At 51.3% G+C, this 25,647-nt stretch carries 27 protein-coding genes and 1 riboswitch; of the genes, 13 read left to right on the top strand and 14 right to left on the bottom strand.

The features are described 5' to 3' along the window. The first annotated feature begins 1 nt into the window (after position 1). The 9 genes from E1B03_RS17390 (at position 2) to E1B03_RS17350 (ending at position 8,048) form a co-directional block, all read left to right on the top strand. Positions 2–838: a prepilin peptidase gene (locus E1B03_RS17390; protein ID WP_133086649.1), complete on the top strand. Its 837-nt coding sequence runs from the start codon at positions 2–4 to the stop codon at positions 836–838. Between the two features lie 872 nt (positions 839–1,710). Next, a complete protein-coding gene (locus E1B03_RS17385) occupies positions 1,711–2,532 on the top strand; it encodes a hypothetical protein (RefSeq protein ID WP_103770501.1) in 822 nt (273 codons plus the stop codon). After that, positions 2,529–2,909: a PapB/FocB family fimbrial expression transcriptional regulator gene (locus E1B03_RS17380; RefSeq protein WP_246044118.1), complete on the top strand. Its 381-nt coding sequence runs from the start codon at positions 2,529–2,531 to the stop codon at positions 2,907–2,909. Before E1B03_RS17385 ends, E1B03_RS17380 begins: the two co-directional genes overlap by 4 nt. A gap of 255 nt (positions 2,910–3,164) precedes the next feature. Next, positions 3,165–3,653, top strand: a complete 489-nt coding sequence (locus E1B03_RS17375) for a DUF2919 family protein (RefSeq protein WP_103770502.1) — start codon at positions 3,165–3,167, stop codon at positions 3,651–3,653. Positions 3,654–3,793: 140 nt separating this feature from the next. Beyond that, positions 3,794–4,237: a CaiF/GrlA family transcriptional regulator gene (locus E1B03_RS26760; protein WP_103770503.1), complete on the top strand. Its 444-nt coding sequence runs from the start codon at positions 3,794–3,796 to the stop codon at positions 4,235–4,237. Positions 4,238–4,423: 186 nt separating this feature from the next. Continuing rightward, on the top strand, positions 4,424–5,131 hold the full coding sequence (locus tag E1B03_RS17365; RefSeq protein WP_103770504.1) for a CZB domain-containing protein: 708 nt from the start codon (positions 4,424–4,426) through the stop codon (positions 5,129–5,131). A gap of 414 nt (positions 5,132–5,545) precedes the next feature. Then, positions 5,546–5,643: riboswitch (TPP riboswitch) on the top strand. A 31-nt stretch (positions 5,644–5,674) separates the two neighbouring features. Continuing rightward, positions 5,675–6,463, top strand: coding sequence for a hydroxyethylthiazole kinase (thiM, locus tag E1B03_RS17360; RefSeq protein ID WP_133086648.1), 789 nt, complete (start codon positions 5,675–5,677; stop codon positions 6,461–6,463). After that, positions 6,460–7,260 (top strand): bifunctional hydroxymethylpyrimidine kinase/phosphomethylpyrimidine kinase, encoded by an 801-nt coding sequence (gene thiD, locus E1B03_RS17355; protein WP_103770506.1) that lies wholly within the window; start codon positions 6,460–6,462, stop codon positions 7,258–7,260. The genes thiM and thiD overlap by 4 nt, the downstream gene beginning before the upstream one ends. Before the next feature lie 41 nt (positions 7,261–7,301). Beyond that, positions 7,302–8,048, top strand: coding sequence for a GntR family transcriptional regulator (locus E1B03_RS17350; protein WP_133086647.1), 747 nt, complete (start codon positions 7,302–7,304; stop codon positions 8,046–8,048). Here E1B03_RS17350 and E1B03_RS17345 read toward each other — a convergent pair. The 3 genes from E1B03_RS17345 to E1B03_RS17335 are packed head-to-tail and all read right to left on the bottom strand — an operon-like array spanning position 8,022 to position 11,262. Next, positions 8,022–8,987 (bottom strand): PfkB family carbohydrate kinase, encoded by a 966-nt coding sequence (locus tag E1B03_RS17345; RefSeq protein WP_133086646.1) that lies wholly within the window; start codon positions 8,985–8,987, stop codon positions 8,022–8,024. The two genes, E1B03_RS17350 and E1B03_RS17345, sit on opposite strands and share 27 nt — an antisense overlap. After that, on the bottom strand, positions 8,984–9,988 hold the full coding sequence (locus E1B03_RS17340) for an ADP-ribosylglycohydrolase family protein (RefSeq protein ID WP_133086645.1): 1,005 nt from the start codon (positions 9,986–9,988) through the stop codon (positions 8,984–8,986). Before E1B03_RS17340 ends, E1B03_RS17345 begins: the two co-directional genes overlap by 4 nt. Continuing rightward, a complete protein-coding gene (locus E1B03_RS17335; RefSeq protein WP_133086644.1) occupies positions 9,985–11,262 on the bottom strand; it encodes a nucleoside permease in 1,278 nt (425 codons plus the stop codon). Before E1B03_RS17335 ends, E1B03_RS17340 begins: the two co-directional genes overlap by 4 nt. Before the next feature lie 252 nt (positions 11,263–11,514). Between E1B03_RS17335 and fbaB the strand changes: the two genes are divergently transcribed. After that, on the top strand, positions 11,515–12,567 hold the full coding sequence (gene fbaB, locus E1B03_RS17330; protein ID WP_016153672.1) for a class I fructose-bisphosphate aldolase: 1,053 nt from the start codon (positions 11,515–11,517) through the stop codon (positions 12,565–12,567). Positions 12,568–12,588: 21 nt separating this feature from the next. On the opposite strand, the gene yegS is transcribed toward fbaB, so the two are convergent. The 7 genes from yegS to E1B03_RS17295 form a co-directional block, all read right to left on the bottom strand. After that, positions 12,589–13,488 carry a lipid kinase YegS gene (gene yegS, locus E1B03_RS17325; protein ID WP_133086643.1) on the bottom strand — a complete coding sequence of 300 codons (900 nt, stop codon included), beginning with the start codon at positions 13,486–13,488 and terminating at the stop codon, positions 12,589–12,591. 133 nt (positions 13,489–13,621) lie between these two features. Beyond that, positions 13,622–14,353 carry an arginine ABC transporter substrate-binding protein ArtJ gene (gene artJ, locus E1B03_RS17320; protein WP_016153670.1) on the bottom strand — a complete coding sequence of 244 codons (732 nt, stop codon included), beginning with the start codon at positions 14,351–14,353 and terminating at the stop codon, positions 13,622–13,624. 233 nt (positions 14,354–14,586) lie between these two features. Further along, positions 14,587–15,255, bottom strand: a complete 669-nt coding sequence (artM, locus tag E1B03_RS17315; RefSeq protein WP_003844364.1) for an arginine ABC transporter permease ArtM — start codon at positions 15,253–15,255, stop codon at positions 14,587–14,589. Then, entirely contained in the window at positions 15,255–15,971 is a 717-nt protein-coding gene (artQ, locus tag E1B03_RS17310; RefSeq protein ID WP_133086642.1) for an arginine ABC transporter permease ArtQ, read from the bottom strand. Before artQ ends, artM begins: the two co-directional genes overlap by 1 nt. Before the next feature lie 6 nt (positions 15,972–15,977). Further along, positions 15,978–16,709 carry an arginine ABC transporter substrate-binding protein ArtI gene (artI, locus tag E1B03_RS17305; protein WP_003027298.1) on the bottom strand — a complete coding sequence of 244 codons (732 nt, stop codon included), beginning with the start codon at positions 16,707–16,709 and terminating at the stop codon, positions 15,978–15,980. Between the two features lie 16 nt (positions 16,710–16,725). Beyond that, positions 16,726–17,454, bottom strand: coding sequence for an arginine ABC transporter ATP-binding protein ArtP (gene artP, locus E1B03_RS17300; RefSeq protein ID WP_133086641.1), 729 nt, complete (start codon positions 17,452–17,454; stop codon positions 16,726–16,728). A 225-nt stretch (positions 17,455–17,679) separates the two neighbouring features. After that, positions 17,680–18,195, bottom strand: coding sequence for a lipoprotein (locus E1B03_RS17295; RefSeq protein WP_133086640.1), 516 nt, complete (start codon positions 18,193–18,195; stop codon positions 17,680–17,682). Between the two features lie 126 nt (positions 18,196–18,321). Between E1B03_RS17295 and E1B03_RS17290 the strand changes: the two genes are divergently transcribed. Continuing rightward, the gene (locus E1B03_RS17290) at positions 18,322–18,645 is read left to right on the top strand and encodes a heavy metal-binding domain-containing protein (protein ID WP_001160725.1); all 324 of its coding nucleotides are present in this window, start codon (positions 18,322–18,324) and stop codon (positions 18,643–18,645) included. Then, complete coding sequence (locus tag E1B03_RS17285; RefSeq protein WP_103770515.1) at positions 18,642–19,472, top strand: N-acetylmuramoyl-L-alanine amidase; 831 nt, start codon at positions 18,642–18,644, stop codon at positions 19,470–19,472. Before E1B03_RS17290 ends, E1B03_RS17285 begins: the two co-directional genes overlap by 4 nt. A 99-nt stretch (positions 19,473–19,571) precedes the next feature. On the opposite strand, the gene E1B03_RS17280 is transcribed toward E1B03_RS17285, so the two are convergent. The 4 genes from E1B03_RS17280 to poxB all read right to left on the bottom strand — a co-directional run bounded on the left by E1B03_RS17280 (position 19,572) and on the right by poxB (position 24,999). Beyond that, on the bottom strand, positions 19,572–20,585 hold the full coding sequence (locus E1B03_RS17280; protein WP_103770516.1) for an NAD-dependent epimerase/dehydratase family protein: 1,014 nt from the start codon (positions 20,583–20,585) through the stop codon (positions 19,572–19,574). A gap of 97 nt (positions 20,586–20,682) precedes the next feature. Next, the gene (locus E1B03_RS17275) at positions 20,683–22,113 is read right to left on the bottom strand and encodes an SDR family oxidoreductase (protein ID WP_103770572.1); all 1,431 of its coding nucleotides are present in this window, start codon (positions 22,111–22,113) and stop codon (positions 20,683–20,685) included. Between the two features lie 10 nt (positions 22,114–22,123). Then, positions 22,124–23,125 carry a low-specificity L-threonine aldolase gene (gene ltaE, locus E1B03_RS17270; protein ID WP_133086639.1) on the bottom strand — a complete coding sequence of 334 codons (1,002 nt, stop codon included), beginning with the start codon at positions 23,123–23,125 and terminating at the stop codon, positions 22,124–22,126. 155 nt (positions 23,126–23,280) lie between these two features. Next, entirely contained in the window at positions 23,281–24,999 is a 1,719-nt protein-coding gene (gene poxB / locus E1B03_RS17265) for a ubiquinone-dependent pyruvate dehydrogenase (protein ID WP_103770518.1), read from the bottom strand. 154 nt (positions 25,000–25,153) lie between these two features. Between poxB and E1B03_RS17260 the strand changes: the two genes are divergently transcribed. Further along, on the top strand, positions 25,154–25,588 hold the full coding sequence (locus E1B03_RS17260; RefSeq protein ID WP_103770519.1) for a DoxX family protein: 435 nt from the start codon (positions 25,154–25,156) through the stop codon (positions 25,586–25,588). Positions 25,589–25,647 lie beyond the last annotated feature (59 nt).

Below are 25,647 nucleotides of genomic sequence, written 5' to 3'. Positions count from 1 at the left end.
GATGGAAAGCTTTATGTATTATTTTTATCTAATCTGTTTTTTACTTGTTGGTTTGTCGGTAGGGAGTTTTATAAATGTTGTCATCTATAGACTCCCATTGAAGTTAGGGCTTCAACAGATAAATGTACAAGAAAAAGAGATCGGACTTTCCTGGCCACCATCGCATTGTCCGCAGTGTAATGCGATGATTCTAAAGCGGGACAACGTCCCGCTGTTTAGCTGGATTTTTCTTCGCGGCAAATGCCGATTCTGTAAAGAACCTATTCCCGCGATCTACCCTTTAACGGAATTGATTCATGGTCTGTGGTTTACTGGGGTATTTTTGTTACTCTTTAAGCAAGATGACGCATTATTTGTTTTGCCGGCTATATTAATATTTTGCTTATTGTATGCAATCGCTATAATTGACTTTAAGAACTATATCATCCCTGACTCTTTGAACTATTTTTTACTGTGGTCAGGTATGATTTTTTCAGTTACTGGCATCAATGCCGTTTCACCGTTGTCGGCGGTGGCTGGCGTTTGTGTTATCTGGACAATCACATATGCCATCATGGCTGTATACGAAAGGGTTAAATGTACCACTGGTTTGGGGGGAGGGGACGTAAAGCTCTTCAGCGCAGTAATGCCATGGATTGGAATCGAAAAAATACATTACCTAATCCTTCTCTCTTCGGTTACCGGCCTGGTCATCGTCCTGGTACACAGATACTCAAATAGATTGCTTTCTAATAATAGAGTTGTTCTCGGTGATGATAGTGGGCGGTACGTACCTTTTGGACCTGCTATCTGTCTGTCAGCACTTTATCTGTTTATGCTTCAGACATTCATGCATTGATTCGGCGATTTCTGCTTTTGGTAGATGTATTGTTAAGGCAATACATCTACCTTTATTCTCCACTGTACACGAACTCTGCTAGTCCGGGCAATGTGAGGGGGCGTTGTCTTAATTATTCTTCGATCGTTCTCCTGGCTTTCACTACCGATCGCGTCTGTAATCACTTCATCTGCTTTTGATTTCACATTATTTTCGTTGGTTTCATGTTCTCACATAAGTGATCCTATTATGTCACTTAGAAAATTCAAATGCTGACGCTGAACGTTAGAGTCTACAGCTGCATGAATTTATAGCTATGTTTTCTCAGCCGCTTTCTTATTCAAGACTCTATAACGATTCCTTTATCCTAATAAGGCTAAATTTTCGTTCCTTATGCCTGCCACTTTTGATACTCGCTAACGTGAATGCACCTTTGATGGTGTTTGTATTGTGATTGAGTGGTGTGAAATTTCTTCATAAGAATTAAATATTAGATTATATTTTTATCTGTTTTCACCTGGAATTTGTCCGAATATTTATCAGTGAGTATTTTTTAAATGGCTCTGATCGATTAACCTTTTTTATCCAGCCGGGCGTTTTACTATGGAGGATAGCCTGGAAGCGCATTTTCGGCATTTTTTTATCTTTCTGTAATTATTTATGATTATGAATTGCTCATAATTATAGAACATTTATAAATATTGTGACTAACATCATAAGATGTCTATCTTTTATACATTAACCATAAGTTAATCTTCACTACTTAGTTTCATTTTGCAACTATTTTGTCGGTGTGATTGATTTCTTTATCGATTAAAAACAAAGATCTTTATGAATAAAATTATTGATTTTACTAATAACTACGCCAGCCATACGCTCCAGCCAGGAGTTAGATGTTCTTACTCTTAACATTAAATGGACTAATGGGGTTTAGAATTATGCTGGGAAAACCGGTTGGGAAAGTCCTTATCTATTCATTATCCTGGCCAATTATTCATGCCCTGAGTGAATTGTGTAATAACGGAAAGAGTGAGTATCAAACCGTTCATATCTCATATCATCTGAGTGATGTGTTGCCGGATATAATACGGAACGCTCCTGATATTGTAGTGCTTGATATTTCTCTACATGACAATTGTGGCGTGGTAAATGCTATTCGTTTATACCATCCGTACTTGCCTGTAATAGTAACTGGCAATTATTTCTTATTTTCCGACCGCGTGGTTGCTGAGTATTATGGTTACATTTGGCTCAAGCTCTATGATGCCTTATTGTCAGGTTACCCGGAGTTCACACTTACCGATCATCTACGGGCGGTGTGTTTTGCTGGTACAGAGAGTGGCGGCAATCCGCAGATTGGAGTGATAGACCGCTGGGAGGAGAACACTGCATCACTGATGATTGATCTATCAACGCAGCTGCGCAGACGATTTTATCATCTTGCCGGTTCGCCGCGTCTGTGTGAGGTGGTATTTGACTGGCTGATTAAAGGGGTATCCAGTATGCAAACCAGCCAGAGCCTTGAACGTAGTTCTAAGGTAATTTATCACTACCGTCGCCAGGCAATGCGATCTTTACAGATCAAATATTTCAATCGGGACTTTATTCCTTCACTGACGGTCAGAATAAAGCCAGGAGATAAGTTTCAGGAGGATGACAACAGAAATGAGCTTTACCAAAGCCATAGAATGACAGATAAGGAGATGTATTCATGACTGTTTATTTCAGACCGTACCGTAGCACGTTAAGCGCGGGAGCAATTCCCGGGGAGATGATCCCTGGACGAGTGGATCCGTCATACTTCAGACTGCTGATGTCGGTTTCCTTCCAGCGCAGTATTCCGATGGTACAAGCCCTTGAAGGTGTACTTGTCCGCGGAATGGCGCGTAAAGAGGTATGTGAATTGTATGGTGTGACGGCGGGCAACTTATCGGTGAAGTTGTCGCGGTTGCAGATAGTGAGTCAAACCATCGCCCAGATGTACCCGTGTCAGTTTAATCGGGCAGATTGTCCGGTAAGTTGGCAGGCACTAATGCAGGAAGCTGATTGTACTAATGGATCCTGCCAAGGGAATAATAAAGCCTCTTATTAACTCATAGGTAAACTATCTGGTTTCAAGCTTAGATGGTTTATATTTATATTCCATTCATAAACTCTTTGTGGTGTTAATTAAGCACGCATTCGCCAGACGTTAGTGTAGCTAATAAAATGCCGAATGCTCTTTTCAATTTTACTTTATGTGCCGTAATAGTGGTATTTATGAAGATGAATAATTTAGGGCGACCTTAATTTAAGTAACGACAAAGACTGTTGTATAGATGGAAATAAAAGTGGTACAGAAGGTACGATGATGCATGCAAATAGAATACGACCGCATTGGCTCAAAGATATGCGCAACTATGATCATAACGGTGAATTAGTTGTACCGTTTTGGTTTTGGTGGGCTCTGGCCTGGCAACTATTGCCCTGGTGGCTGATGGCTGGTGAATTGTTTACCGATCTGGGTATAGCACATCGGTTGTATCCAGACCAGATATTACTGATAACAGCGTTGGTTTGCGGGTTGCCCGCATTTCTGATGGTGCTGGTTTATCCTCTGCGTGCGCATTTTCGAGAACTGGTTCAGTGGATGGCCGTGCTGTTATGGGGTGGCATGTTGGGGAGTACTATGCTGATGGCCGAGGGGTTTATAACGTGTTTGCCATCACAGATAAGACTTTATTGCAGCCTGTTCTTTACTGATTTTTGGGTACTGGTGATGTTCACATTTAGCCCGAGGCTGTGGTGTGTCTTTTTTCCAACATTTCATCACCAGATTTGGAGGCAACCTGAGTAGGCAAGGGATAATGAAGTTATGAGGCGATTTGCAAGTAATGCAAAAACTGGTGGCACTTGTGTGGCTGAATATTTTTACTTTCACCGCTGCCTGTTTAGTACGTAGTCATTTATAGGAATTTTGTGTGTTAGGGAGAGCAGATGATACGAAAACCCCAAAAAATTACAACACAGCGCAACCATGATGGCTGCACTTTGCCGCCAGGGCTTGAACCCCTTGCAGAGGAGCCTCTGTATATTCTGGTGGCGATATGGTGTATGCGCCAGGGAGTGTGGGTGAACCGTAATGATATTGCGCATGCTTTTGGGATAACGCCTCAACGTGCCACTTTTCAGTTTTCTTATCTAACCCATCGGCCTGAAGTTGTTAGATGTGAAGTTCGCCGGGCGCGTTCGCCTGGTTCGCCAAATGATCATTATGAAGCACGGGTTTATGAGGTGAACATAACCCGTAGGGAAGAGCGTCAGAAGCCCTTGAGAACCCGCAAATCGGGACCCCAGCGCAGCCGTGTTGGCAATGCAGATCCTGTTATCAGAGAAAACCTGAGATTGTTGTGGCCAACCAGAAATAATGGAGATAAATGAGTTAAACACTTAACCCTATAAAAAGGGTGATTCAATAGCTGCAGATACTGAATGGAATCTGTCTGGTTAGTCTGGTAACGATTTGCAAGGATGTAATGATGAGGAGAGGTAACCTGTCTTTGGACGGGTTACTGATATGATGATTTATGGCGGCTCTGTTCCGCCGATTTTATTGAGGAAACTGACATGATGCTGTCATCGGAGCAGACTTCTGTGATGATCGCGCATATGCGTAATAGCCTGATGAGCAAGGCGGCACACGTACGTTATACGGCAGAGAAGTGTTTTAACTTGAGAGAGCATATGTTGTGTTCGGCAGGTCAATGCCGGGAACATGCTGGCCAGCTATCGCCGTTGCAGAACAAACAGTACAGCCTGATGGGGAACATCCTGCGAGATGGGGAGGATAAAAAGGAAAAAGCGCAGGGGAATCGACTGCTGACGTTGGTACAGGAGCAGTACCGGATGTCAGGATTAATAGAATTGCAACTAGGATCAGTGGCGTCGGGACTGATGCGTTCAGCGGATGCCTTGCTCTTTTCGCTACTAAAGGCCCAACACTATCAGTGGCGTGACCGTCTGTATATGGCGGTTTTGGCAGGGGAGGCTGCAGATGTGATGTCTAAGGAAACAGAATGTCCGTTAGGGCATTGGTTGCATGGGGAGGGGGCTTTACGGTTCAAGGGACTGCCGGGATACCGGGAATTAAACGACTGCCATCATGAAATGCATACTGTAGCGGAAGCGCTTTTTACTCGCCTGTTGGCAGCAATGCCTGCGACTGGCCTCGAGCAATTATTACAAGGCGTAGAGGACGTAAGCCAACGGCTTATTGTCGCGCTGGAATGTCTTGATAATCGGGTCGCTCTGTTATATCCGGAAAATGTCGGCTAATAGAAAATCAGTATAACTTTAGTTTATTTAATTATATTTAACAAATCTATTATAGTAAGGATGATTTCATCAAAGGTTGCCTTTTTATAAATGCATAAATAAAGTGGAAAGAACAGGCCAACTAAAAAACCTGAACCAAAATATCCAGGGGAGAAAAATTTAATAAATTTATTCGACATTCTCTTTGCCTGCTGTCATTTATAATGAGTGAAAGTACATTGTTTGTATATATATTGTCAATGTTGATGCTGAAATAAATATACGAGTTCAAAACAAATATGAATATTGATTATTTATCAATCTCATTATTATGATTTCACCTATTTTAGGAGACTTTCATATAGCATTGAAACTGACCAGCGCTTGATTTGGCAAGCTGTTTCCTCTACGCTGCCAGCATTACATTATTTATGTAACAACGACTCGGGGTGCCCTTCTTCATTGAAGGCTGAGAAATACCCGTACCACCTGATCTGGATAATGCCAGCGTAGGGAAGTCTGACACTGCTCGTGTCCCTTCTTCACGCGGGCAGGAGCTGAACCATGCAGCCTGACCTGCACAGCCGCGCACTCGCGGCTCACACCTTGCACCAATTTAGAACGCTTTCCCCGCTCACACACTGCATGACCAACGAAGTTGTGCAAAGCTTTACCGCCAATACGCTACTGGCGCTGGGCGCATCGCCTGCGATGGTAATTGAGCCTGAGGAAGCCAGCCAGTTTGCGGCTATCGCCAGCGCGTTGTTGGTTAACGTTGGTACGTTGACCAGGGAGCGGGCCACGGCGATGCATGCCGCAGTTGAACAAGCTCATCTTGCTAAAACCCCTTGGACGCTCGATCCCGTTGCCGTCGGCGCACTAGAGTTTCGCCGTCGCTTCTGCCTGAATTTGCTGGCGCTACAGCCTGCCGCTATTCGCGGCAATGCCTCGGAAATACTTGCTTTGGCGGGTATGAACGGCGTGGGGCGCGGTGTGGACACAACCGATACGCCAGCCGCTGCGCTTCCCGCAGCGCAGGCGTTGGCTCGCCAGGTTGGGACCATTGTCGTGGTTACCGGCGAAGTGGACTATGTGACCGATGGTCAGCGTACCGTCTGCATCAACGGCGGTGACCCGTTGATGACCCGCGTAGTGGGTACCGGATGCGCGCTATCGGCGGTCGTTGCGGCCAGCTGCGCACTGCCCGGCGACCGGCTTGATAACGTCGCCTCCGCCTGTAGCTGGATGAAACAGGCCGGGCAAATAGCCACTCAACAATCAACCGGACCGGGCAGTTTTGTCCCGTCATTTCTCGACGCCCTCTATAACCTGAACGCGCAGGAGCAAGCATGAAACGGATTAACGCATTAACGATCGCCGGAACCGATCCAAGCGGCGGCGCGGGTATTCAGGCTGATTTAAAAACCTTCTCGGCGCTGGGCGCTTACGGCTGTTCGGTGATCACCGCGTTGGTGGCGCAAAATACGCGCGGGGTGCAGTCGGTGTATCGTATAGAACCTGATTTTGTCGCCGCACAGCTGGACTCGGTGTTTAATGATGTGCGTATTGATACGACCAAAATAGGTATGCTGGCGGAGACGGATATTGTTGAAGCGGTCGCCGAACGTTTACAACGTCATCGGGTGCAAAATGTGGTGCTGGATACGGTGATGCTGGCGAAAAGCGGCGATCCGTTGCTGTCGCCCTCAGCAGTAGAAACGCTGCGTACCCATTTGCTGCCGCAGGTTTCGATTATCACCCCGAACCTACCTGAAGCAGCGGCACTGCTCGGGGCTCCTCATGCGCAGACTGAACAGGAGATGTTAGAGCAGGGAAGGGCGCTGCGGGCGCTGGGCTGCGAGGCGGTGTTGATGAAGGGCGGCCATCTGGATGACGCGCAAAGCCCCGACTGGCTCTTTACGCATGAGGGAGAACAGCGTTTTACCGCACCAAGGGTGATGACCAAAAATACCCATGGCACCGGTTGTACGCTATCGGCGGCGTTGGCAGCCCTGCGTCCGCGCCATAACAACTGGGCCGATACCGTACAGGAAGCCAAACTATGGCTTTCAGCGGCGCTGGCGCAGGCCGACACGCTGGAAGTTGGTGAGGGAATTGGTCCTGTGCATCATTTCCACGCGTGGTGGTAATGGGTATACTGGCTGCAGAAACGGCTGCAGGAAAAAGATAAATGGAACAAGCGCATACCCAGCTTATCGCGCAACTGAATGAACGCATTGCAGCGGCAGATAACACGCCGCTGTATATGAAATTTGCGCAAACGGTGAAAAACGCTGTGCGCAGCGGGATTCTGGAGCATGGCAATATCCTGCCCGGTGAACGCGATCTCAGCCAGTTAACCGGCGTTTCGCGAATTACGGTACGCAAAGCGATGCAGGCTCTGGAAGAAGAAGGTGTCGTAACGCGTGCCCGCGGCTACGGGACGCAGATCAACAACATCTTCGAGTATTCGCTAAAAGAAGCGCGTGGTTTTTCGCAGCAGGTGGTTTTACGCGGTAAAAAACCGGATACGCTGTGGGTCAACAAGCGCATTGTGCATTGCCCGGAAGAAGTGGCCCAGCAGTTGGCTGTCGCCGTCGGAAGTGATGTCTTCCTGCTCAAGCGCATTCGCTACGTAGATGAAGATGCGGTTTCTATTGAAGAGTCATGGGTGCCTGCCCATCTTATCCATGACGTGGATGCCATCGGCGTTTCACTGTATGACTATTTTCGCAGCCAGCATATTTTTCCGCAGCGCACTCGCTCACGCGTCAGCGCCCGAATGCCTGACGCAGAATTCCAGGCGCATATCCAAATGGACAGCAAAGTGCCGGTACTGGTGATTAAGCAGGTAGCGCTTGACCAGCAGCAACGGCCCATTGAATACAGCATCAGCTATTGTCGAAGCGATTTATACGTTTTTGTGTGCGAGGAGTAGCGCCTCGCGCGAAGGGGCGCAATCGCCGCCGCGATGCCCAACCACCCAGGACGCCACCGCGTTACCCAGCAGTACGGCATCCGCCAGGGGCCAGCCAGATGCCAGCCCGGCCAGCATGCCGCCGGCGTGGCTGTCGCCCGCGCCGATAGTATCAACGACCGCTGTCGCAAATGCCGGAACGCAACCGGATGTCTGTGCGTTGAAATACCACGCGCCGTCTTTATCATGGCGTACCACTACCGGCGCGGCGAAACGTTGTACCCATTCTGCGCCAAAACCTTCTACATCACGGCTCAATGCAAACCGTTCGGCGGCAATTTCCGCCTCCTGACGATTCAATGAAACCAGCGGATGGCAGGCCATTATCCGCATCATTAAGGCATCGGGTATGTCGCTAATGCGTGGGCCAAAATCGATAAACGCTGTTATGTCTTCCAGACTTTCCAGCCATTGCACCAGCAGTTCACCGCACGGGGAAGCTAACTGATAGCCCGAGAGATACACCAGGCTATGACGCGGGATATCCAGCTGTGCCAGCCAGTCAGCGTTCCACTGATTCTCAACGCCGCTAAAGGACATAAAGGTACGTTCGCCATCCGGCTCGACCAGCGCCAGGCACCAGCCGTTATCGCCTTCAGCATTGTCGATCAGGCTGTGCAATCCCTCTTTTGCCATCCGGTTGCGGATAATGTCGGCCCACACCCCTTGGCCCAGCGGTAAAGCATTACTGGCATCGATACCTAAACGCTTGAGCGCCACGGCAATATTGAGCGCACAGCCGCCAACGTTGACTCCTTGCTGCTTGAGTTCAATGTCACAGCCGCGCCAGGGAAGGGCATACGCATCGGCAATGACATCAATCACCGCCGCACCCACCACCGTAACTGGACGTTGTGTATGTAACTGCGAGAGAAGTTGTTGCAGATGCGTGGTACTCATAGCGCCTCCCGCTGCTCGCGCAGCCGCATTAATCCACTGGCGTAACGGATAAAGTCCAGTTGATTCACCGCATCCAGCTCATGTTTCAATGCTGGGTTAATCGCACTTACGCCATGGATCGCGCCACAAATGGCGGTTGCCATCGCCCCGATGGTGTCGGTATCGCCCCCGAGGTTCGCGCACAAAATAGCGCAGCGGTTAGGGTCAGTTTGCGCCAGTTCGACCATCGCGATGGCGCAAGGCACGGATTCTATGGTACTGGTTCCGGCCCCCACAACCTGATACAACTGCTCGCAGGCAGACTCAATGCCGTCAGCGTTACGCACGATTTTCAGCGCCAGCTCAAGGCGTGCAGAGAGTGATGCGCTAAAGGTCGTGATCCTTTTTTCCTGCGCATGCCGGGCAATCGCAGGAAGCGCGTCGACAATCTCTGACCATTTACCTCCGTCGATAGCACGTGATACCGCCCATGCGACCACAACTGCGCCAGCTATCGCCAGATCCGATTTATGCGTCGGGCTGGAGGCCAATGCCACATCATCGATAAAAGCATCAACATCGCGAGCGGGCAACAGGCATCCCAGCGGCGAAACGCGCATTGCCGCGCCGTTGGTCACGCCGTTGTTTTCCAGTTCGGCGACCGGTTTGCCGTCGCGAATGGCTCTTAGCGCGATTTTTGAGGTTGGGCCGAGCACGTTTTTATTAAAGGCGTCAAAACGTTCGGCCCAGGCCAGAATATTGCGGCCAATAACGTCTGGCACAATCTCGCCATCGCACTCGAGCAGGGCATCAGCCAGACACAGCGCCATCGACGTGTCATCAGTGAACTCTGCCTGATTAAAATAGCAGGCGGCATTATTCTCCGCAGGACCGGGCAAAAAACGGTCGATCCAGCCGAAATGCGCTTTTACCCGGGTTCGTGGCCACAGTTCCGACGGCATGCCCATCGCATCCCCTAACGCCTGCCCATAAAGAGCACCGAGAATACGTTCTGCTTTCATTTTACTTCCCCTTGTTTCAACGCTACATCGCGATCGTCCACCTTAATGGCGGTGATTTCTTTATCTGATTCGCGAAAGAAAATCATAAACATCACTGCAATGACGGCGATCATTATCGCGCCAAATCCCCACATGCCAGCCCAGTTAAAGGTGAGTCCATCAACCGGTTCCTTATAGGCAAACATTTTTTCCATCATCACACCGCCCAGACGGTAACCGAGCAGGCTGCCAAATCCCTGACAGCAGAGAGTGATAAGCCCTTGTGCAGCAGTGCGCATGTGTACCGGCGCTTTTTTATCGACATAAATGTAGGCCGTGACGTAGTAGAAGTCGTAACTGACGCCGTGCAGCAGAATGCCGAGAAACAGCAGAGCATAAGTGAAATAATCTTCCGCACCGCCATAAACGAAAAATCCATAGCGGATAGCCGCAGTAATAAGACCAAGCAGCAATACCTTTTTAATGCCAAAGCGTTTGGTGAAGAACGGTAGCGCCAGCATAAAGAAGATTTCAGAGAACTGGCCCAGCGTCATCCAACCGGTGGCGTTTTTCATGCCGACTTCGGTCAGGTAGCCGTTGGCGAAGATGTAATAGAACGCCAGCGGCATCGCAAACAGGAAAGAGCAAAAGAAAAAGACGAGGAAGTTCTTATCACGCAACAGGATCAGCGCATCCAGACCCAGCATGACTTTGAAATCCATTTTGCCGGTACTTTTTGGCGGCGTATCCGGTAAGAAGAACGCAAAAACGCCCAACAGCGCGGAGCTTCCGGCAGTGATAAGCAGGGGGATATTGGTGGGTGAAATGTCGCTATAGCCAAGCATTTGCGGTAAGAAACCGCAGGCCAAACCAGAAGCAATCCAGCCAATAGTCCCCATTACGCGGATGCGCGGGAAATCACGCTCAACGTCCGGTACGTTGGCAAAAGCGATGCTGTTGGTCAGCGCAATCGTCGGCATATAGGTCAACGAATAGGCCAGTAACAGCGGGAAGAATCCGCTGAAGGTGGTTTGCTGGGCGGCGAAGTACATCAAAATAGCGCCAGCGAACATCAACACCGCCAGCACTTTCTGCGCGGAGAAAAAGCGGTCAGTGACAGAGCCGACCAGGATGGGCGAGAGGATCGCGGCAATCGCGGTACACGCGTAGGACCAGCCTATCTCCCCGGCGCTAAAGCCACTTTTACTCAGCCACAGCCACAGCGGTACAAACCAGGCGCCCCAGATAAACCACTCTACAAACATCATGAACGACAGCTTAACTGTAGTTTTCATCTTTAAATCCTTCATGACAGGTAAGGTACGCACTGATAGTACCATCTGATAATACCTTTAAAATACCTTTGAGGTCTAAATTTGACCGCCTTAACATTATTTTTTCCTGAATCGAGCCAGCAGAAGTTGCTGAAAAGTGCGCTTATGATGGAAAAAAAACGCAGTCGGTACCAGGCTTAATGCTGCCCGCAACAAAGCGGGTCAGGACAATCCACATTCCGGTTTCAAAGCGGAAATTACGGGAGCATAGCTATGACTGATATTGCGCAGTTGCTTGGCAAAGACGCCGACAACCTTTTACAGCATCGTTGTATGACCATTCCTTCTGACCAACTTTACCTGCCTGGACATGACTACGTCGATCGCGTGATGGTGGATAACAACCGTCCGCCAGCCGTGCTGCGTAATATGCAGACGCTGTATAACACGGGTCGACTGGCCGGGACAGGTTATCTGTCGATTCTGCCGGTGGATCAGGGCGTGGAGCATTCCGCTGGGGCATCGTTTGCCGCTAACCCGCTGTATTTTGATCCGAAGAATATTGTGGAGCTGGCTATTGAAGCCGGGTGTAACTGCGTGGCATCGACCTATGGCGTGCTGGCTTCTGTTTCCCGTCGCTACGCGCACCGCATTCCGTTCCTTGTGAAGATTAACCACAACGAAACGCTGAGCTATCCCAACACCTTTGACCAGACGCTGTATGCCAGCGTCGAGCAGGCGTTCAATATGGGGGCGGTGGCGGTAGGGGCAACCATCTATTTCGGTTCAGAGGAGTCTCGCCGCCAGATTGAAGAGATTTCTGCCGCATTTGAACGTGCTCATGAGCTAGGTATGGTCACCGTACTGTGGGCGTATCTGCGTAACTCGGCGTTTAAAAAAGATGGCGTGGATTACCATGTTTCTGCCGATCTTACCGGGCAGGCTAACCATCTGGCGGCCACTATCGGCGCGGATATCGTTAAGCAGAAAATGGCGGAAAACAACGGCGGGTATAAAGCGGTCAACTTTGGCTACACCGACGATCGCGTCTATAGCAAGCTGACCAGCGACAACCCGATTGACCTGGTGCGTTATCAACTGGCGAACTGCTATATGGGGCGTGCCGGGTTAATTAACTCTGGCGGGGCGGCTGGCGGCGAAACCGATCTGAGCGATGCGGTACGTACTGCGGTGATTAACAAACGAGCGGGCGGTATGGGGCTGATTCTTGGACGCAAGGCATTCAAGAAAACCATGGCCGACGGCGTTAAGCTAATTAACGCCGTGCAGGATGTTTATCTGGACAGTAAGGTCACCATTGCCTGATTCCTGACGGGGGGCGTCGTGTTAGCGCAGTAGCGGACAACCCGGCGGCAGTCGGCAACGTAGCGCCGCGGGCAGGATTTCAATATGAAATTCTTGTCCGCTAAGCGGTTCACCATCGAGATTAAAGGTAATTTCGTGCGGGGCACGGATATCAAACCACGATGATGCGCCGTCAATAATGTTAGGGTTGTCTTCGGATTGGGTTAACGCCGAAAGCAGCCCTGGCAGCAGTTCTTCGCCGGTAAAGATGCGTAGTTGCAACAGACCATCGTTGATCAGCGCCGTCGGGCAAAGCTGTTGCCCTCCACCGGCCTGACGACCATTACCAATACCAATCACCAGCGCCTTACCCTGCCAGTGAAAATCTTCCCCTCGAATATCGCAGATGTCGGGCTTGAGCGTATCCATGCGCATTAATCCGTGAATAAAGTACGATACGCCACCCAACGCAGCCTTGAGTTTTTCTGGCGTCTCGGTGGTGATGCGTGTACCGAAGCCGCCGGTCGCCATATTGATAAAACAGGTTTTATCGTTGACCTGCACCATATCGATCTCAGTGGCATTCCCGGCGATAGCCAGCTTTAACGCTTTATCAATGGCGTCGGGTATGCCTACGCTGGTGGCAAAGTCATTCGCCGTTCCCAACGGTAAAATCCCCAGCGCGGGAATATTGGTGCCCTGTGACTGGATTAGCGCCGTCGAGACTTCGTTAATAGTACCGTCGCCGCCGCCGGCAATCACCGTTGCAACGCCCAACTGACGAGCTTCATCAACGTAGCGTTGGGCGTCGCCTTTTTCCCAGGTAACGCGAACGTGGATTTCCACGCCCTCATCACGCAGATTCGCAATGGTGTCACGCAGGGGGAGATTATCAGCACTTTTTCCATTGAGGATCAGTAAACTGGCAGGGAATGCTATCATCCGTTTGCCTCACTTTTTTTCGTTTTAACTAGTGTATGCCAGGAATGCATTTATGGCGTAAGAACTGGCTGAAAGCACAGGCGAAGAGATAAAAAAAAGCCGCAGAGTGCGGCTTTTCAGAATTGGGCAAATGTTACTGCGGGAACCACTGATCGCTGATTTTCTGGTACGTGCCGTCAGCCTTGATGGCCGCCAGCGCGCTGTTCAGTTTTTCCAGCAGGGCTTTGTTATCCGGGCGAACCGCGATGCCAAGGCCGGTACCGAAGTATTGTGGGTCGGTCACTTTGTCAGTGGCTACGCCTAACTGCGGGTTGGTTTTCAGCCATTCGTTAACCACAGCGGTATCGCCAAATACGCCATCAATACGACCATTTTTCAGGTCGATAATCGCATTCTGATAGCTGTCGTAGGCCACTGTTTTCACTTCAGGATGTTTATCCTGCAGGTATTTCTGGTGCGTGGTGCCGTTTTCCATGCCGATGCGTTTGCCTTTCAGGTCGGCAAAGGTTTTGTAGGTGTCCTTTTTCGCAATCACCAGCGCAGAGTTTGCATAGTAAGGCTGAGTAAATGCAACCTGCTTGCTACGCTCTGGCGTGATGTCCATTCCGGAAATCACCGCATCATATTTTTTGAATTTCAGCGCGGGGATCAGGCTGTCAAAAGCATGATTGGTGAAAGTACAGTCAGCCTGCATTTGTTTGCACAGCGCCGTTGCCAGGTCGATGTCAAATCCGACAATTTTATTGCTTGCGTCGAGCGACTCAAATGGCGGGTAAGTGGCTGATACGCCGAAACTAATTTTATCAGCAGCTGAGGCGCCAGCGGCGAAAGTAGCAAGTAATGCGGCCAGTACTAACTTTTTCATGGTGGAACTCCCGTCTGTCAATCTTATGATTATTTTACCGTGTCTGCGGCGTGGATTAACAATGCCATTTAATGAATTTATATGCAATAAAAATGATTAACTATTTTTCTTGGTATAAAAAAAGACGGACAATTTAGGTTGTTGTCCGTCTTTATTATTTTGCTTTATGCATATTTGCCGGATAAGGTGCATGAACCGTAGGCCTGATAAGCGTAGCGCCATCAGGCATATGCTTAATTCCGGTGTTCAAACGCCAGCGCTTTACGTTCGATTAAGCGCATCATCAGCGTCAGCAAACCATTGACGATCAGGTAAATCACACCCGCCGCGCCGAAAACCATAACGTCATAAGTGCGACCGTACAGCAGCTGGCTATAGCCCATGACTTCCATCAGCGTGATGGTGTATGCCAGTGAGGTACTTTTGAACACCAGCACCACTTCATTGGAATACGAGGAAAGGGCGCGTTTAAAGGCGTACGGCAACAGAATCGCCAGCGTATCCTTCTTGCTCATCCCCAGTGCACCGCAAGATTGCCACTGGCCTTCCGGGATTGCACGAATAGCGCCGTAGAACAGCTGGGTGGTATAGGCCGCACTGTTTAACGACAGCGCAATTAAGGCGCACAGCCAAGGCTCAGACAGCAGATGCCACAGTACCGGATACTCCTGCAATGTCGGAAACTGTCCTGGCCCGTAGTAGATCAGGAAAATTTGCACCAGCAAAGGTGTGCCGGTAAACAGCGTGATATAAGCGCGAACCAGCCAAACCAGAACCGGCGTTTTCAGCGTCAGGATGACGGTGAAAATCAGCGCCAGCACCAGAGCAACCACGATGGAGGCGACCGTCAGCGTCAGGCTGGTATGCAGCCCTTTCAACAATTCAGGTAAATACTCAAGCATCAGCCTGGTCTCCGCTCAAAACGTGTCGCGCGCAGGTCAATGCGTTTGAGAATGTACTGACTCACCAGCGTAATCACCAGGTAAATAGCCGCCGCCACAATGTACCAGGTAAACGGCTCCTGGGTACGGGTGGCGATGCTCTTGGTTTGCAGCATCAGATCGTTCACGCTGATAAGGCTGACCAGCGCGGTATCTTTCAGCAATACCAGCCACTGGTTACCCAGTCCCGGTAGTGCGTGACGCCACATCTGCGGCATCACCAGACGGAAGAAGATCGCCGCTTTAGACAAACCTAACGCCTGCCCTGATTCCCATTGTCCGAGTGGCACGGCCTTCAGCGCGCCACGTAGTGTTTGCGACGCGTAAGCGGCATACAGCAATGACAGCGCAATCACACCGCACAGGAACGGGCTGACGTCGAAGTTTTCGATCTGCATCTGAACCGGGATTTGTACAAACCCGAGATTGATCGTAAAGCCATCGGCCAGCGTCAGCAGTAGCTGCGAGGAGCCAAAATAGATAAACAAAACCACCAGAATTTCCGGCAGACCGCGCAGGATGGTGACCAGAGCCGAGCCCGTCCACGCCACCGGACGCCATTTAACTGACTCCCAGACGGCAAACAACATGGCAAGCGCGAGGCCGATTATCAGCGCACAAACGGCAAGGCCGACGGTCATCCCGGCGGCGCTTGCTAAAGGAAAAAATTCATTCATCAAATATTACTTCTGGAACCATTTGTTGTAGATGGTCTCGTAAGTCCCATCTTTCTTCACTTTTTCCAGCGCAGCGTTAAATTTCTGCTGCAGCTCGGTATTGCCCTGGCGCACAGCAATGCCCAGACCGGTACCGAAGTAATCTTTATCCGTCACTTTGTCGCCAACCGCGGCAAGCTTAGGATTATCTTTCAGCCACTCGGTCACCACTGCGGTATCGCCAAATACGCCGTCAATACGACCGTTTTGCAGATCGAGTTTGGCATTCTGGTAGCTGTCATACGGCACGGTAGTCACTTCCGGATGTTTATCCATGATGAATTTCTGGTGTGTAGTCCCGTTTTGTACACCGACTTTTTTGCCTTTCAGCTGATCAATGCTGGTGTATTTACCCTGTTGGCCAACAAACAGCGCAGAGTTGTCGTAATACGGGGTGGTGAACAGCACCTGTTTTTCACGCTCAGGCGTGATATCCATACCGGCCATCACCGCGTCAAAACGACGGAATTTCAGGCTCGGGATCAGGCTGTCGAAGGCCTGATTGGTGAAGGTACAGGTAGCATCAATCTCTTTACACAGCGCATTTGCCAAATCAACGTCAAACCCGACGATCTTGTTATTAGCATCGATAGATTCAAACGGAGGATAAGACGCTTCGGTGGCGAAACGAATGGTTTGGGCTGCGGTAGCGGAAAGGCTAAAACCTGCGATTAGCGCGGCAATCAGAACTTTTTTCATTGTATTGTCCCGAATCTTAGTGAGAAAGATAGTTTTTAAACGCTTCGGTTTGCGGGTTGGCAAAGCAGCTCGCATCCCCAAACTCGACGATATGACCGTTTTCCATGTACACCACACGACTGGCCGTTTTACGGGCAACTTCCACTTCGTGAGTGACGATCACCTGAGTAATGTTGGTTTCCGCCAGTTCACGAATGATGCTGACGATTTGGGCGGTAATTTCCGGATCAAGGGCGGCGGTCGGTTCATCAAACAACAGCACCTGCGGCTCCATCATCAGCGCGCGGGCAATGGCCACACGCTGTTGTTGACCACCGGAAAGATGCAGTGGATAGCGATCGCTGTAGGGCTTCAGGCGCAGACGTTCGAGGAGTTTCTCGGCGCGCACCATCGCTTGCTCTTTTGTCAGACCCAGTACGCGGCAGGGCGCTTCAATCAGGTTCTGCACCACCGTCAGATGCGGCCAAAGATTATATTGCTGAAAAACCATACCCACGTTCTGGCGCAGATCGCGAATGGCTTTATCGGACGGTGTTTTCGTGAAGTCGAAACGGTTACCCGCAATAGAGAGCGTGCCCGAACGCGGCATCTCAAGCAGGTTGAGTACGCGCAGCAGCGAGCTTTTCCCGGCGCCACTTGGGCCAAGTAACACCAGTGTTTCACCCTGAGGGCAATCCAGCGTGATATCGAACAGCGCCTGATGTGCGCCGTAGAAGCAGTTAATGCCGTTTAATTGAATACTCATTGACACTCGATACTGGCAGTCTGATAGCTATTGAAGCCGCAGATACTACCTTTGACAGAATAGTTATGCAATATTTATGCGTTAAAAGTTAAATGCAAACCGCATTCTTATCTAAACATAGCACAAAATAGCGGGGCCACCAGTGGGCAAGAATAATTGTCGGCATTCTATGCAGAATGCCAGACAATTTATGGGGGTTATGATTTGAGCGGGTGAATGGGGCGATTAACGGTTTTCGACAGACTGGCGCAGCGTCCCGGCTGGAGCGTGTACGCTGCCGCCCAGATAGCGGACATCGTCAACGACCCAGCACTGGCCTTCGCGGATCATCAGCACTTCATCACGCCAGCTTTGGTCGCCTTGTTTCAGCTCTACACGCAGTGGAATGTTACGTGCATCACTATTCGGAATAGTCGATGCGCTGGCGACGCTGGCGCTGTCCGGTAACGTGGCGCGACTGGAGAACGGATCGCTGTTAAACAGTTCTCGATGTGCGCTATCGCGGCTGGCATCGTTCAGCAGCTTCGCCAGGTCGTCACTGAGGTACGGGCGAAGGGCGGTAATGTCATTGTTACGATGCTGAATACGGTAATCATAGAATTGTTGAGCCACGCTGTCTGGCCCGCCTTCTACGCATGCACCGCTACGCGTGCCGTTATCTTTATAGACCGGTGTCACGGTGGTACAGGCGCTGAGAAGTAGTGCACAGGGAACCAGCAGAGAGAGTTTCGAGTAGCGCATAATGATTTCCTTATTAGCTTTCTACGATTAGTGTTCTACGTTGATAGAATATATTCTTTCAATGATAGTGGATCGGTTCGATAATGCTTTTGAGATCGTGCTCTTAGCGCAAAAAGGAGATTAACCATGCAGTTTTCGACAACCCCAACGCTTGAAGGGCAGAGCATCGTGGAGTACTGCGGTGTTGTTACCGGCGAGGCCATTTTAGGCGCGAATATCTTCCGCGATTTCTTCGCCGGCATTCGCGATATTGTCGGCGGTCGCTCCGGCGCGTATGAAAAAGAACTGCGTAAAGCGCGTGAAATTGCTTTTCAGGAGCTTGGTGAACAGGCGAAAGCGCTCGGTGCTGATGCGGTCGTCGGTATCGATATCGATTACGAAACCGTGGGCAAAGACGGTAGCATGCTGATGGTGAGCGTCAGCGGCACCGCGGTAAAAACTCGCCGATGAAACGTCTGTTGTGTCTGCTGGCATTGACGCTGCTGCTGGCGGGCTGCGCTGGCGAAAAAGGGATTGTCGATAAAAACGGGTATCAGCTAGATACCCGCCGCCAGGCGCAGGCTGCTTACCCGCGTATTAAAGTACTGGTTATCCATTACACGGCGGATGATTTCGACGCTTCTTTGGCTACGCTGACCGATAAAAACGTCAGTTCGCATTATTTGATCCCGGCTGTGCCACCGCTCTATCACGGCAAGCCGCGTATCTGGCAACTGGTCCCGGAAAACGATCTGGCCTGGCATGCGGGGATTAGTTTCTGGCGCGGCGCTACGCGCATTAACGATACCTCGATTGGCATTGAACTGGAAAACCGTGGTTGGCAAAAATCGGCGGGCAGCAAGTATTTTGCGCCGTTCGAGCCTGCGCAGATTCAGGCGTTAATCCCATTGGCGAAAGATATTCTCGCCCGCTACGACATAAAACCGCAGAACGTGGTGGCCCATGCGGACGTTGCCCCACAGCGCAAAGACGATCCCGGCCCGCTGTTTCCGTGGAAGGCACTGGCAGAACAGGGAATTGGCGCGTGGCCGGATGCCCAGCGCGTGGCGTTTTATCTTGCCGGGCGAGCGCCTCATGCACTGGTAGATACTGCATCATTGCTCGATCTGCTGTCGCGTTATGGCTACGAGGTAAAACCCGAAATGACCCCGCGTGAACAGCAGCGGGTGATTATGGCGTTCCAGATGCACTTCCGCCCGACGTTGTGGAACGGCGTGGCGGACGCAGAAACTCAGGCGATTGCCGAAGCGTTACTGGAGAAATACGGGCAGGGTTAACGCAGACACCAATGCCTGATGGCGCTTCGCTTATCTGGCCTACGGTTATTTGGCAGTTTTTTGTGGCGCTTGTACCGCCACCCTGCAATGGCTATCAGCCTAACGCGGCAGCTTACCGTGGTCACGCAGCCAGGCTGCGGTGCGCTCAATGCCTTCATCCAGCGTTACCACGGGCTGATAACCCAACTCTTCCTGAGCGCGGGTGGTATCCAGGGTAAAGTCAAAATTCAGCTTCGATACGCCGTAATGCGTAAGCTTTGGCTCTTTCGCCGATTTATTGCCTAATCGCTCCATGCTGCGGGCAATCATATCCAGCATCGGGTAGGGCACGGAGCGGATGCGGCAATCAATATTCAGCTCGTCGATGAGCTTTTGCACGATACTGCGCAGGGTACGATGCTCGCCGTTGGTAATGTTGTACGCGCGCCCCGACGGCAGGTTATCGCAGGCTTGCTGACTTGCCAGCCACATCGCATGCACCGCGTTTTCGTAGTAGGTCATATCCACCAGCGCACTTCCACCGTGCGGCAACAGGATGCTGCCGTAGTGGTACATCATGTGGGCCAGACGGGGAATAAAAACTTTATCGTGAGGCCCGAACAGACTTTGCGGACGCAATACCGTAAAACGGGTCTGCGGGTTGGCCTGCGCGAGTAGCGCAATCACCTCTTCACCTGCAGCTTTGCTGCGGGCGAATTCATTGGCGAAGCGATGTGGACGGAAATCCTCTTTGATATCGCGATGGTGATGATAATCAAAATAGAGCGATGGGGAGGAGATATGAATGAAGTTACGCACGCCCCAGGCCACGGCCCACTCGCCCAGACGGCGGGTAGCACGAACGTTGGCCAGATCAAAGGCTTCCTGGGTTCCCCACGGTGAGGTAAAACTGGAGCAGTGCCACAGCGTGTCGATGCCAGCAAGCATCACTTTTGCCTGCGAAGAAACCAGCTCGGTCAAATCGGCATGCACAAACTCTGCGCCCATTTTCTCCAGCAGCTTGCCCATCGCTTCGTTGCGACCGGTCGCTCTGACGCTGACGCCTTTGCTGCATAAAAACTCAACCGCGTTTCGGCCCAAGCCGCTGGTGGCTCCGGTAACCAGTACCTTCATATCAATCCACTGTGTTTAATAAACGTCGTGCGCATTCTTCCGTGAAATACGCCTGTATGCAATGGGAAACATGAAAGAATACAGGCTCTTTTTATCATTAGTCTGTGATTTGTTCTGCAAGTTTGGCAATGCGCTTCGCCATCCCTCTGAAAATGAACAGATGAGCCGGGATCATCAACAGCCAGTAGAAGAGGCCTGGCATGCCGTGCGGATGCCACCAGGCGCGTACATCAATGCGTCGGTGGTCGCCTTTATCTTCCAGCGTGAAGCTCAGGCGACCCAATCCTGGCGCTTTCATCCCAAACAGCAGCGTCAGCTGTTTTTCTGGCTCAACGATAATAACTTTCCAGCTATCAACGGTATCGCCAACCTGCAACAGCGCGTGTTGTGGTCGGCCTTTTGCCAACTTATGGCCGACCAGCAGGTCCAGCGCCGCACGCGTCTTCCATAAAATATTGCCAAAGAAATAGCCTTCTTTGCCGCCGAGTCGATTCACTACCTGCCACAGCGCTTTTTTGCTGGCGGAGGTTTCAACGCTAAAGCCAGCCTGCTTGGCGAAATAGCCATATTCAGGCCGCCAGCGGGCAAATGCCTGCGCGTCGTAACCCCAGTCGCTGGAATTGACCAGCTTTTCTTCTTCTTTCAACGTGCTGCGCACCGCGTCATCAAAGGCAATCAGCTTTTGCGGGATCAGCGCGCGTAATTCGGTGTCATCGGCCAACAGGTCGTGTTTTAAGCCCTGAATCAGCGCTTTTGCCGTGGTGGGCGGTACTGACGTAATGACGTTTAAAAACCAGACCGAAATCCAGCGGGTAGGAAAGGGGATAGGGATGAGCAGGCGATGTTTACCGCTGACCGCCATAAAATGCTCGAACTGTTCCTGATAGCTCAACACCTGCGGCCCGGCGGCTTCGAGCACGCGGTGATGCTGTGTGGGGTTTTCCAACAACGCCACCAGGTAGTACATTAAATTCTCCAGCGCGATAGGCGTGGTACGCGAGCGCACCCAACGCGGAGGGGTGAGTACCGGCAGGTTGTAAACCATATCACGCATCACTTCAAACGCGGCGGAACCCGCCCCGACGATAATGCCCGCGCGCAATTCCGTCATCGGTACGCCTGACTCTCTCAGGGTGTCTGCGGTTATTTGCCGCGCACGCAGATGATCGGATTGTTCATGCCGTGGAGCCTGTAATGAGCTTAAGAAAATAAGCTGTTTAACTGGCGTAGCACGTAGCGCATCGCGTACGTTCATCGCCACCTGGCGTTCGTGGGCGATAAAATCACCGCCTTCACCCATGCCATGAACCAGATAATAAACCGTATCAACGTCGGCCAGCAGCGGGGTGAGATTATCTGGCCAATTCAAATCGACCTTATGGCAACTGACGTTGGCCAGTTGCTGCTTTTCCAGCCGTTCAATGCGGCGTGCCGCAGCCAGCACTTGATGTCCTTGCTGGCTGAGCGCCTGTACCAAATGCTGCCCAATGTAGCCACTGGCGCCAAGAACTAAAATCCGTTGCGGCACGCCCATCTCCTTAGCGGGTTAAAAAAGCGCGCCAGTGGGCGACGACTTCGGCAAGTTGTTCACGCGATACGTCCAGATGCATCACCAGACGCACAATTGGAGAGGCGTTAATCAGTACGCCTTGCGCTTTCATGTATTCACCCAGCGCAGCAGCGTGCTCTTCGCCAACACGAACAAACAGCATGTTGGTGTCGTGGCGCATGACGTCTGCCCCTGCTTCGCGCAGTTGTTCTGCCATCCAGGCGGCGTTGTCGTGGTCTTCCTGCAAGCGCGCGACGTTATTTTTCAGCGCATACAGTCCGGCCGCCGCCAGAATACCGGCCTGACGCATTCCGCCGCCGGTCATTTTGCGCCAGCGAATGGCGCGCTTGATGTAATCGTGGCTGCCGACCAGCAGCGAACCTACCGGCGTACCCAGACCTTTGGAAAGACAAATGGTGAACGAGTCGCAGTATTGTGTGACGTCTTTAAGCTCACAGCCATAGGCGACGATGGCGTTAAAAATACGCGCGCCGTCGATGTGCAACGCCAGATTGCGCTCACGGGTGAATTCCCAGGCGTCTTTCAGATACTCACGCGGCAGCACTTTGCCGTTATGGGTGTTTTCCAGACTGAGCAGACGGGTGCGGGCAAAATGGATATCGTCTGCTTTGATTTTCGCTGCCACTTTGTCCAATGGCAGAGAGCCATCCGGCGCGGCGTCAATGGGTTGTGGTTGAATGCTTCCAAGCACCGCAGCGCCACCCGCTTCGTAGAGATAGTTATGTGCGCCCTGACCGGCAATATACTCTTCGCCGCGCTGGCAATGGCTGAGCAGCGCAACCAGGTTTGCCTGGGTACCGGTGGGTAGGAAAATAGCGGCTTCTTTGCCAGAGAGGTCTGCTGCGTATTGCTGGAGGGCGTTAACGGTAGGGTCATCACCGTATACGTCGTCCCCGACCGGGGCTGCCATCATCTCTTCCAGCATGGCGCGACTCGGGCGGGTGACGGTATCACTGCGTAAATCAATCATGGTGTCTCCTTATTACACTTCATCCTTCAAGCTGCCTCGGCGTTAGCCGCACCCTTAAACCCCAGTCACATAGTATACCTATACTCCTGGGGATTTTCGGGCTAGCCGCCTTGATGCATCATGAATGATTTTGTGTGTGATTTAATAAGGATGTTTTACCTGAGCCAGTTAGTTTTCGCCAGTTCCATCACTTCATCACCGCGCCCGCTGATGATTGCGCGCAGCATATACAGGCTAAAACCTTTGGCTTGTTCGAGTTTGATCTGCGGCGGGATCGCCAGCTCTTCTTTCGCCACGACCACATCGACCAGCACCGGACCGTCAATCGACATCGCCCTTTGCAGCGCTTCATCAACCTCTGAAGATTTCTCCACGCGAATGCCCGTAATACCGCAGGCCTCGGCAATCCGTGCGAAATTTGTATCGTGCAGTTCGGTGCCGTCGGTCAGATAACCGCCAGCCTTCATCTCCATTGCCACAAACCCCAGCACGCTGTTGTTGAAGACGATAATTTTCACCGGTAGCTTCATTTGCACAACCGACAGAAAGTCGCCCATTAGCATGCTAAAGCCGCCGTCACCGCACATTGCGACAACCTGGCGTCCCGGTTCGGTCGCTTGTGCGCCGAGTGCCTGCGGCATGGCATTGGCCATCGACCCATGGTTAAACGATCCGAGCAGGCGGCGTTTGCCGTTCATTTTAAGATAGCGTGCCGCCCATACCGTCGGCGTGCCAACGTCGCAGGTGAAGATGGCGTCTTCAGCGGCAAACTGGCTGATCTGCTGCGCCAGATACTGCGGATGAATGGCTTTATCGCTGGGCTTGGCTAAATCATCCAGCCCTTTGCGCGCCTCGCGGTAGTGCTCCAGCGCTTTATCCAGAAACTGCCGCTCGGTTTTTTCTTCCACCAGTGGCAGCAGGGCGCGGAGGGTGGATTTAATATCGCCTACCAGCGCCATATCAACTTTACTGTGCGCGCCAATGCTCGCCGGATTGATATCAATCTGAATAATCTTGGCATCGGTGGGGTAGAACGGGCGATAGGGGAACTGAGTACCGAGCAGGATCAGCGTGTCGGCATTCATCATGGTATGGAAGCCGGATGAAAAGCCAATCAGCCCGGTCATGCCCACGTCGTAAGGATTATCGTACTCAACATGCTCTTTACCACGCAGGGCGTGCACAATTGGCGCTTTGATTTTAGCCGCAAACTCAACCAGCTCTTTATGCGCCCCGGCGCAGCCGCTGCCGCACATCAACGCAATATTGCTGGAGTAGCGCAGTAGTTGCGCAAGTTTTCTGAGCTCTTCTTCTTCCGGGGTGACTACCGGCAGCGGCGCATGATACCAGTGCGTGCTGGCGCTTTCAGGCGCGGGCTTCAGCGCGACGTCGCCGGGTAACACCACCACGGAGACGCCGCGGTTGAGTACCGCTTTACGCATGGCTATAGCCAGCACTTGAGGGATCTGTTCAGGGCTGGAAACCAGCTCGCAATAGTGGCTACATTCGCGGAACAACTCTTGCGGGTGGGTCTCCTGAAAATAACCGCTGCCTATCTCACTGGATGGAATATGGGCGGCAATTGCCAGCACCGGAACATGGTTACGGTGACAATCAAACAGCCCGTTGATCAGGTGCAAGTTGCCTGGCCCGCACGAGCCTGCACAGACGGCCAGCTCGCCCGTCAACTGTGCTTCAGCGCCTGCGGCGAAGGCCGCAACTTCTTCATGACGGGTAGGCATCCAGTCAATCGTTCCCATACGATTCAAACTGTCACTAAGGCCATTTAGTGAGTCACCCGTTACACCCCAAATGCGCTTTACGCCAGCTTGTTCGAGTGTTTTAGCAATAAAAGCGGCAACCGTTTGTTTCATGGTTTTCCTTCTCCTCTAATGTGATACCGGTTACAAGTTTAGATGAAGATAATCGTTATGCTTCTCATTCCCCCCTTATTTCCGGCAGGTTTCATTTAACCTGTACTAAGCGTAGTTTGTTAATTGGATATGGTGAAACAAGGAATAAATTCAGATGGTTATAAAACTATTAAATACAGTTAACCGGGTGCTGACTCATGAAGATTTTGGCAAGTTTTTGTTACGCCTTGCCGTCGGTGGACTGATGCTGTTTCATGGGCTGCATAAACTGTTCGCGGGAATTGAGGGCATCAGCGGCATGCTGATAGCGAAAGGTTTCCCGGGCTTTATTGCGTATGGCGTTCTGTTGGGAGAGGTTGTAGCACCCTGCCTGATTATTCTTGGCATACTGACGCGTCCGGCGGCGTTGGGGCTGGCGTTTACGATGGTTGTGGCATGGCTGATGGTCGGGATGGGCGAAACCTGGTCACTGGATAAAACCGGCGCATGGGCGATTGAAAGTCTGGTGTATTTCTTCATCGGCGCGCTGGCCGTGGCGTTTTTGGGGGCAGGGCGATTCTCCATTGTCGGAAATTCGGCCTGGCGATAGTTTGGCATCGAATGCAATCAGTTGAGAAGCGAGCATGTTCTGCTTGCTTCTCAACTCTG

Source organism: Citrobacter arsenatis (assembly GCF_004353845.1).
GTDB lineage: Bacteria > Pseudomonadota > Gammaproteobacteria > Enterobacterales > Enterobacteriaceae > Citrobacter > Citrobacter arsenatis.
The sequence above is the reverse complement of the archived record's forward strand: the minus strand, read 5'-3'. Positions and strand labels throughout refer to the sequence as shown.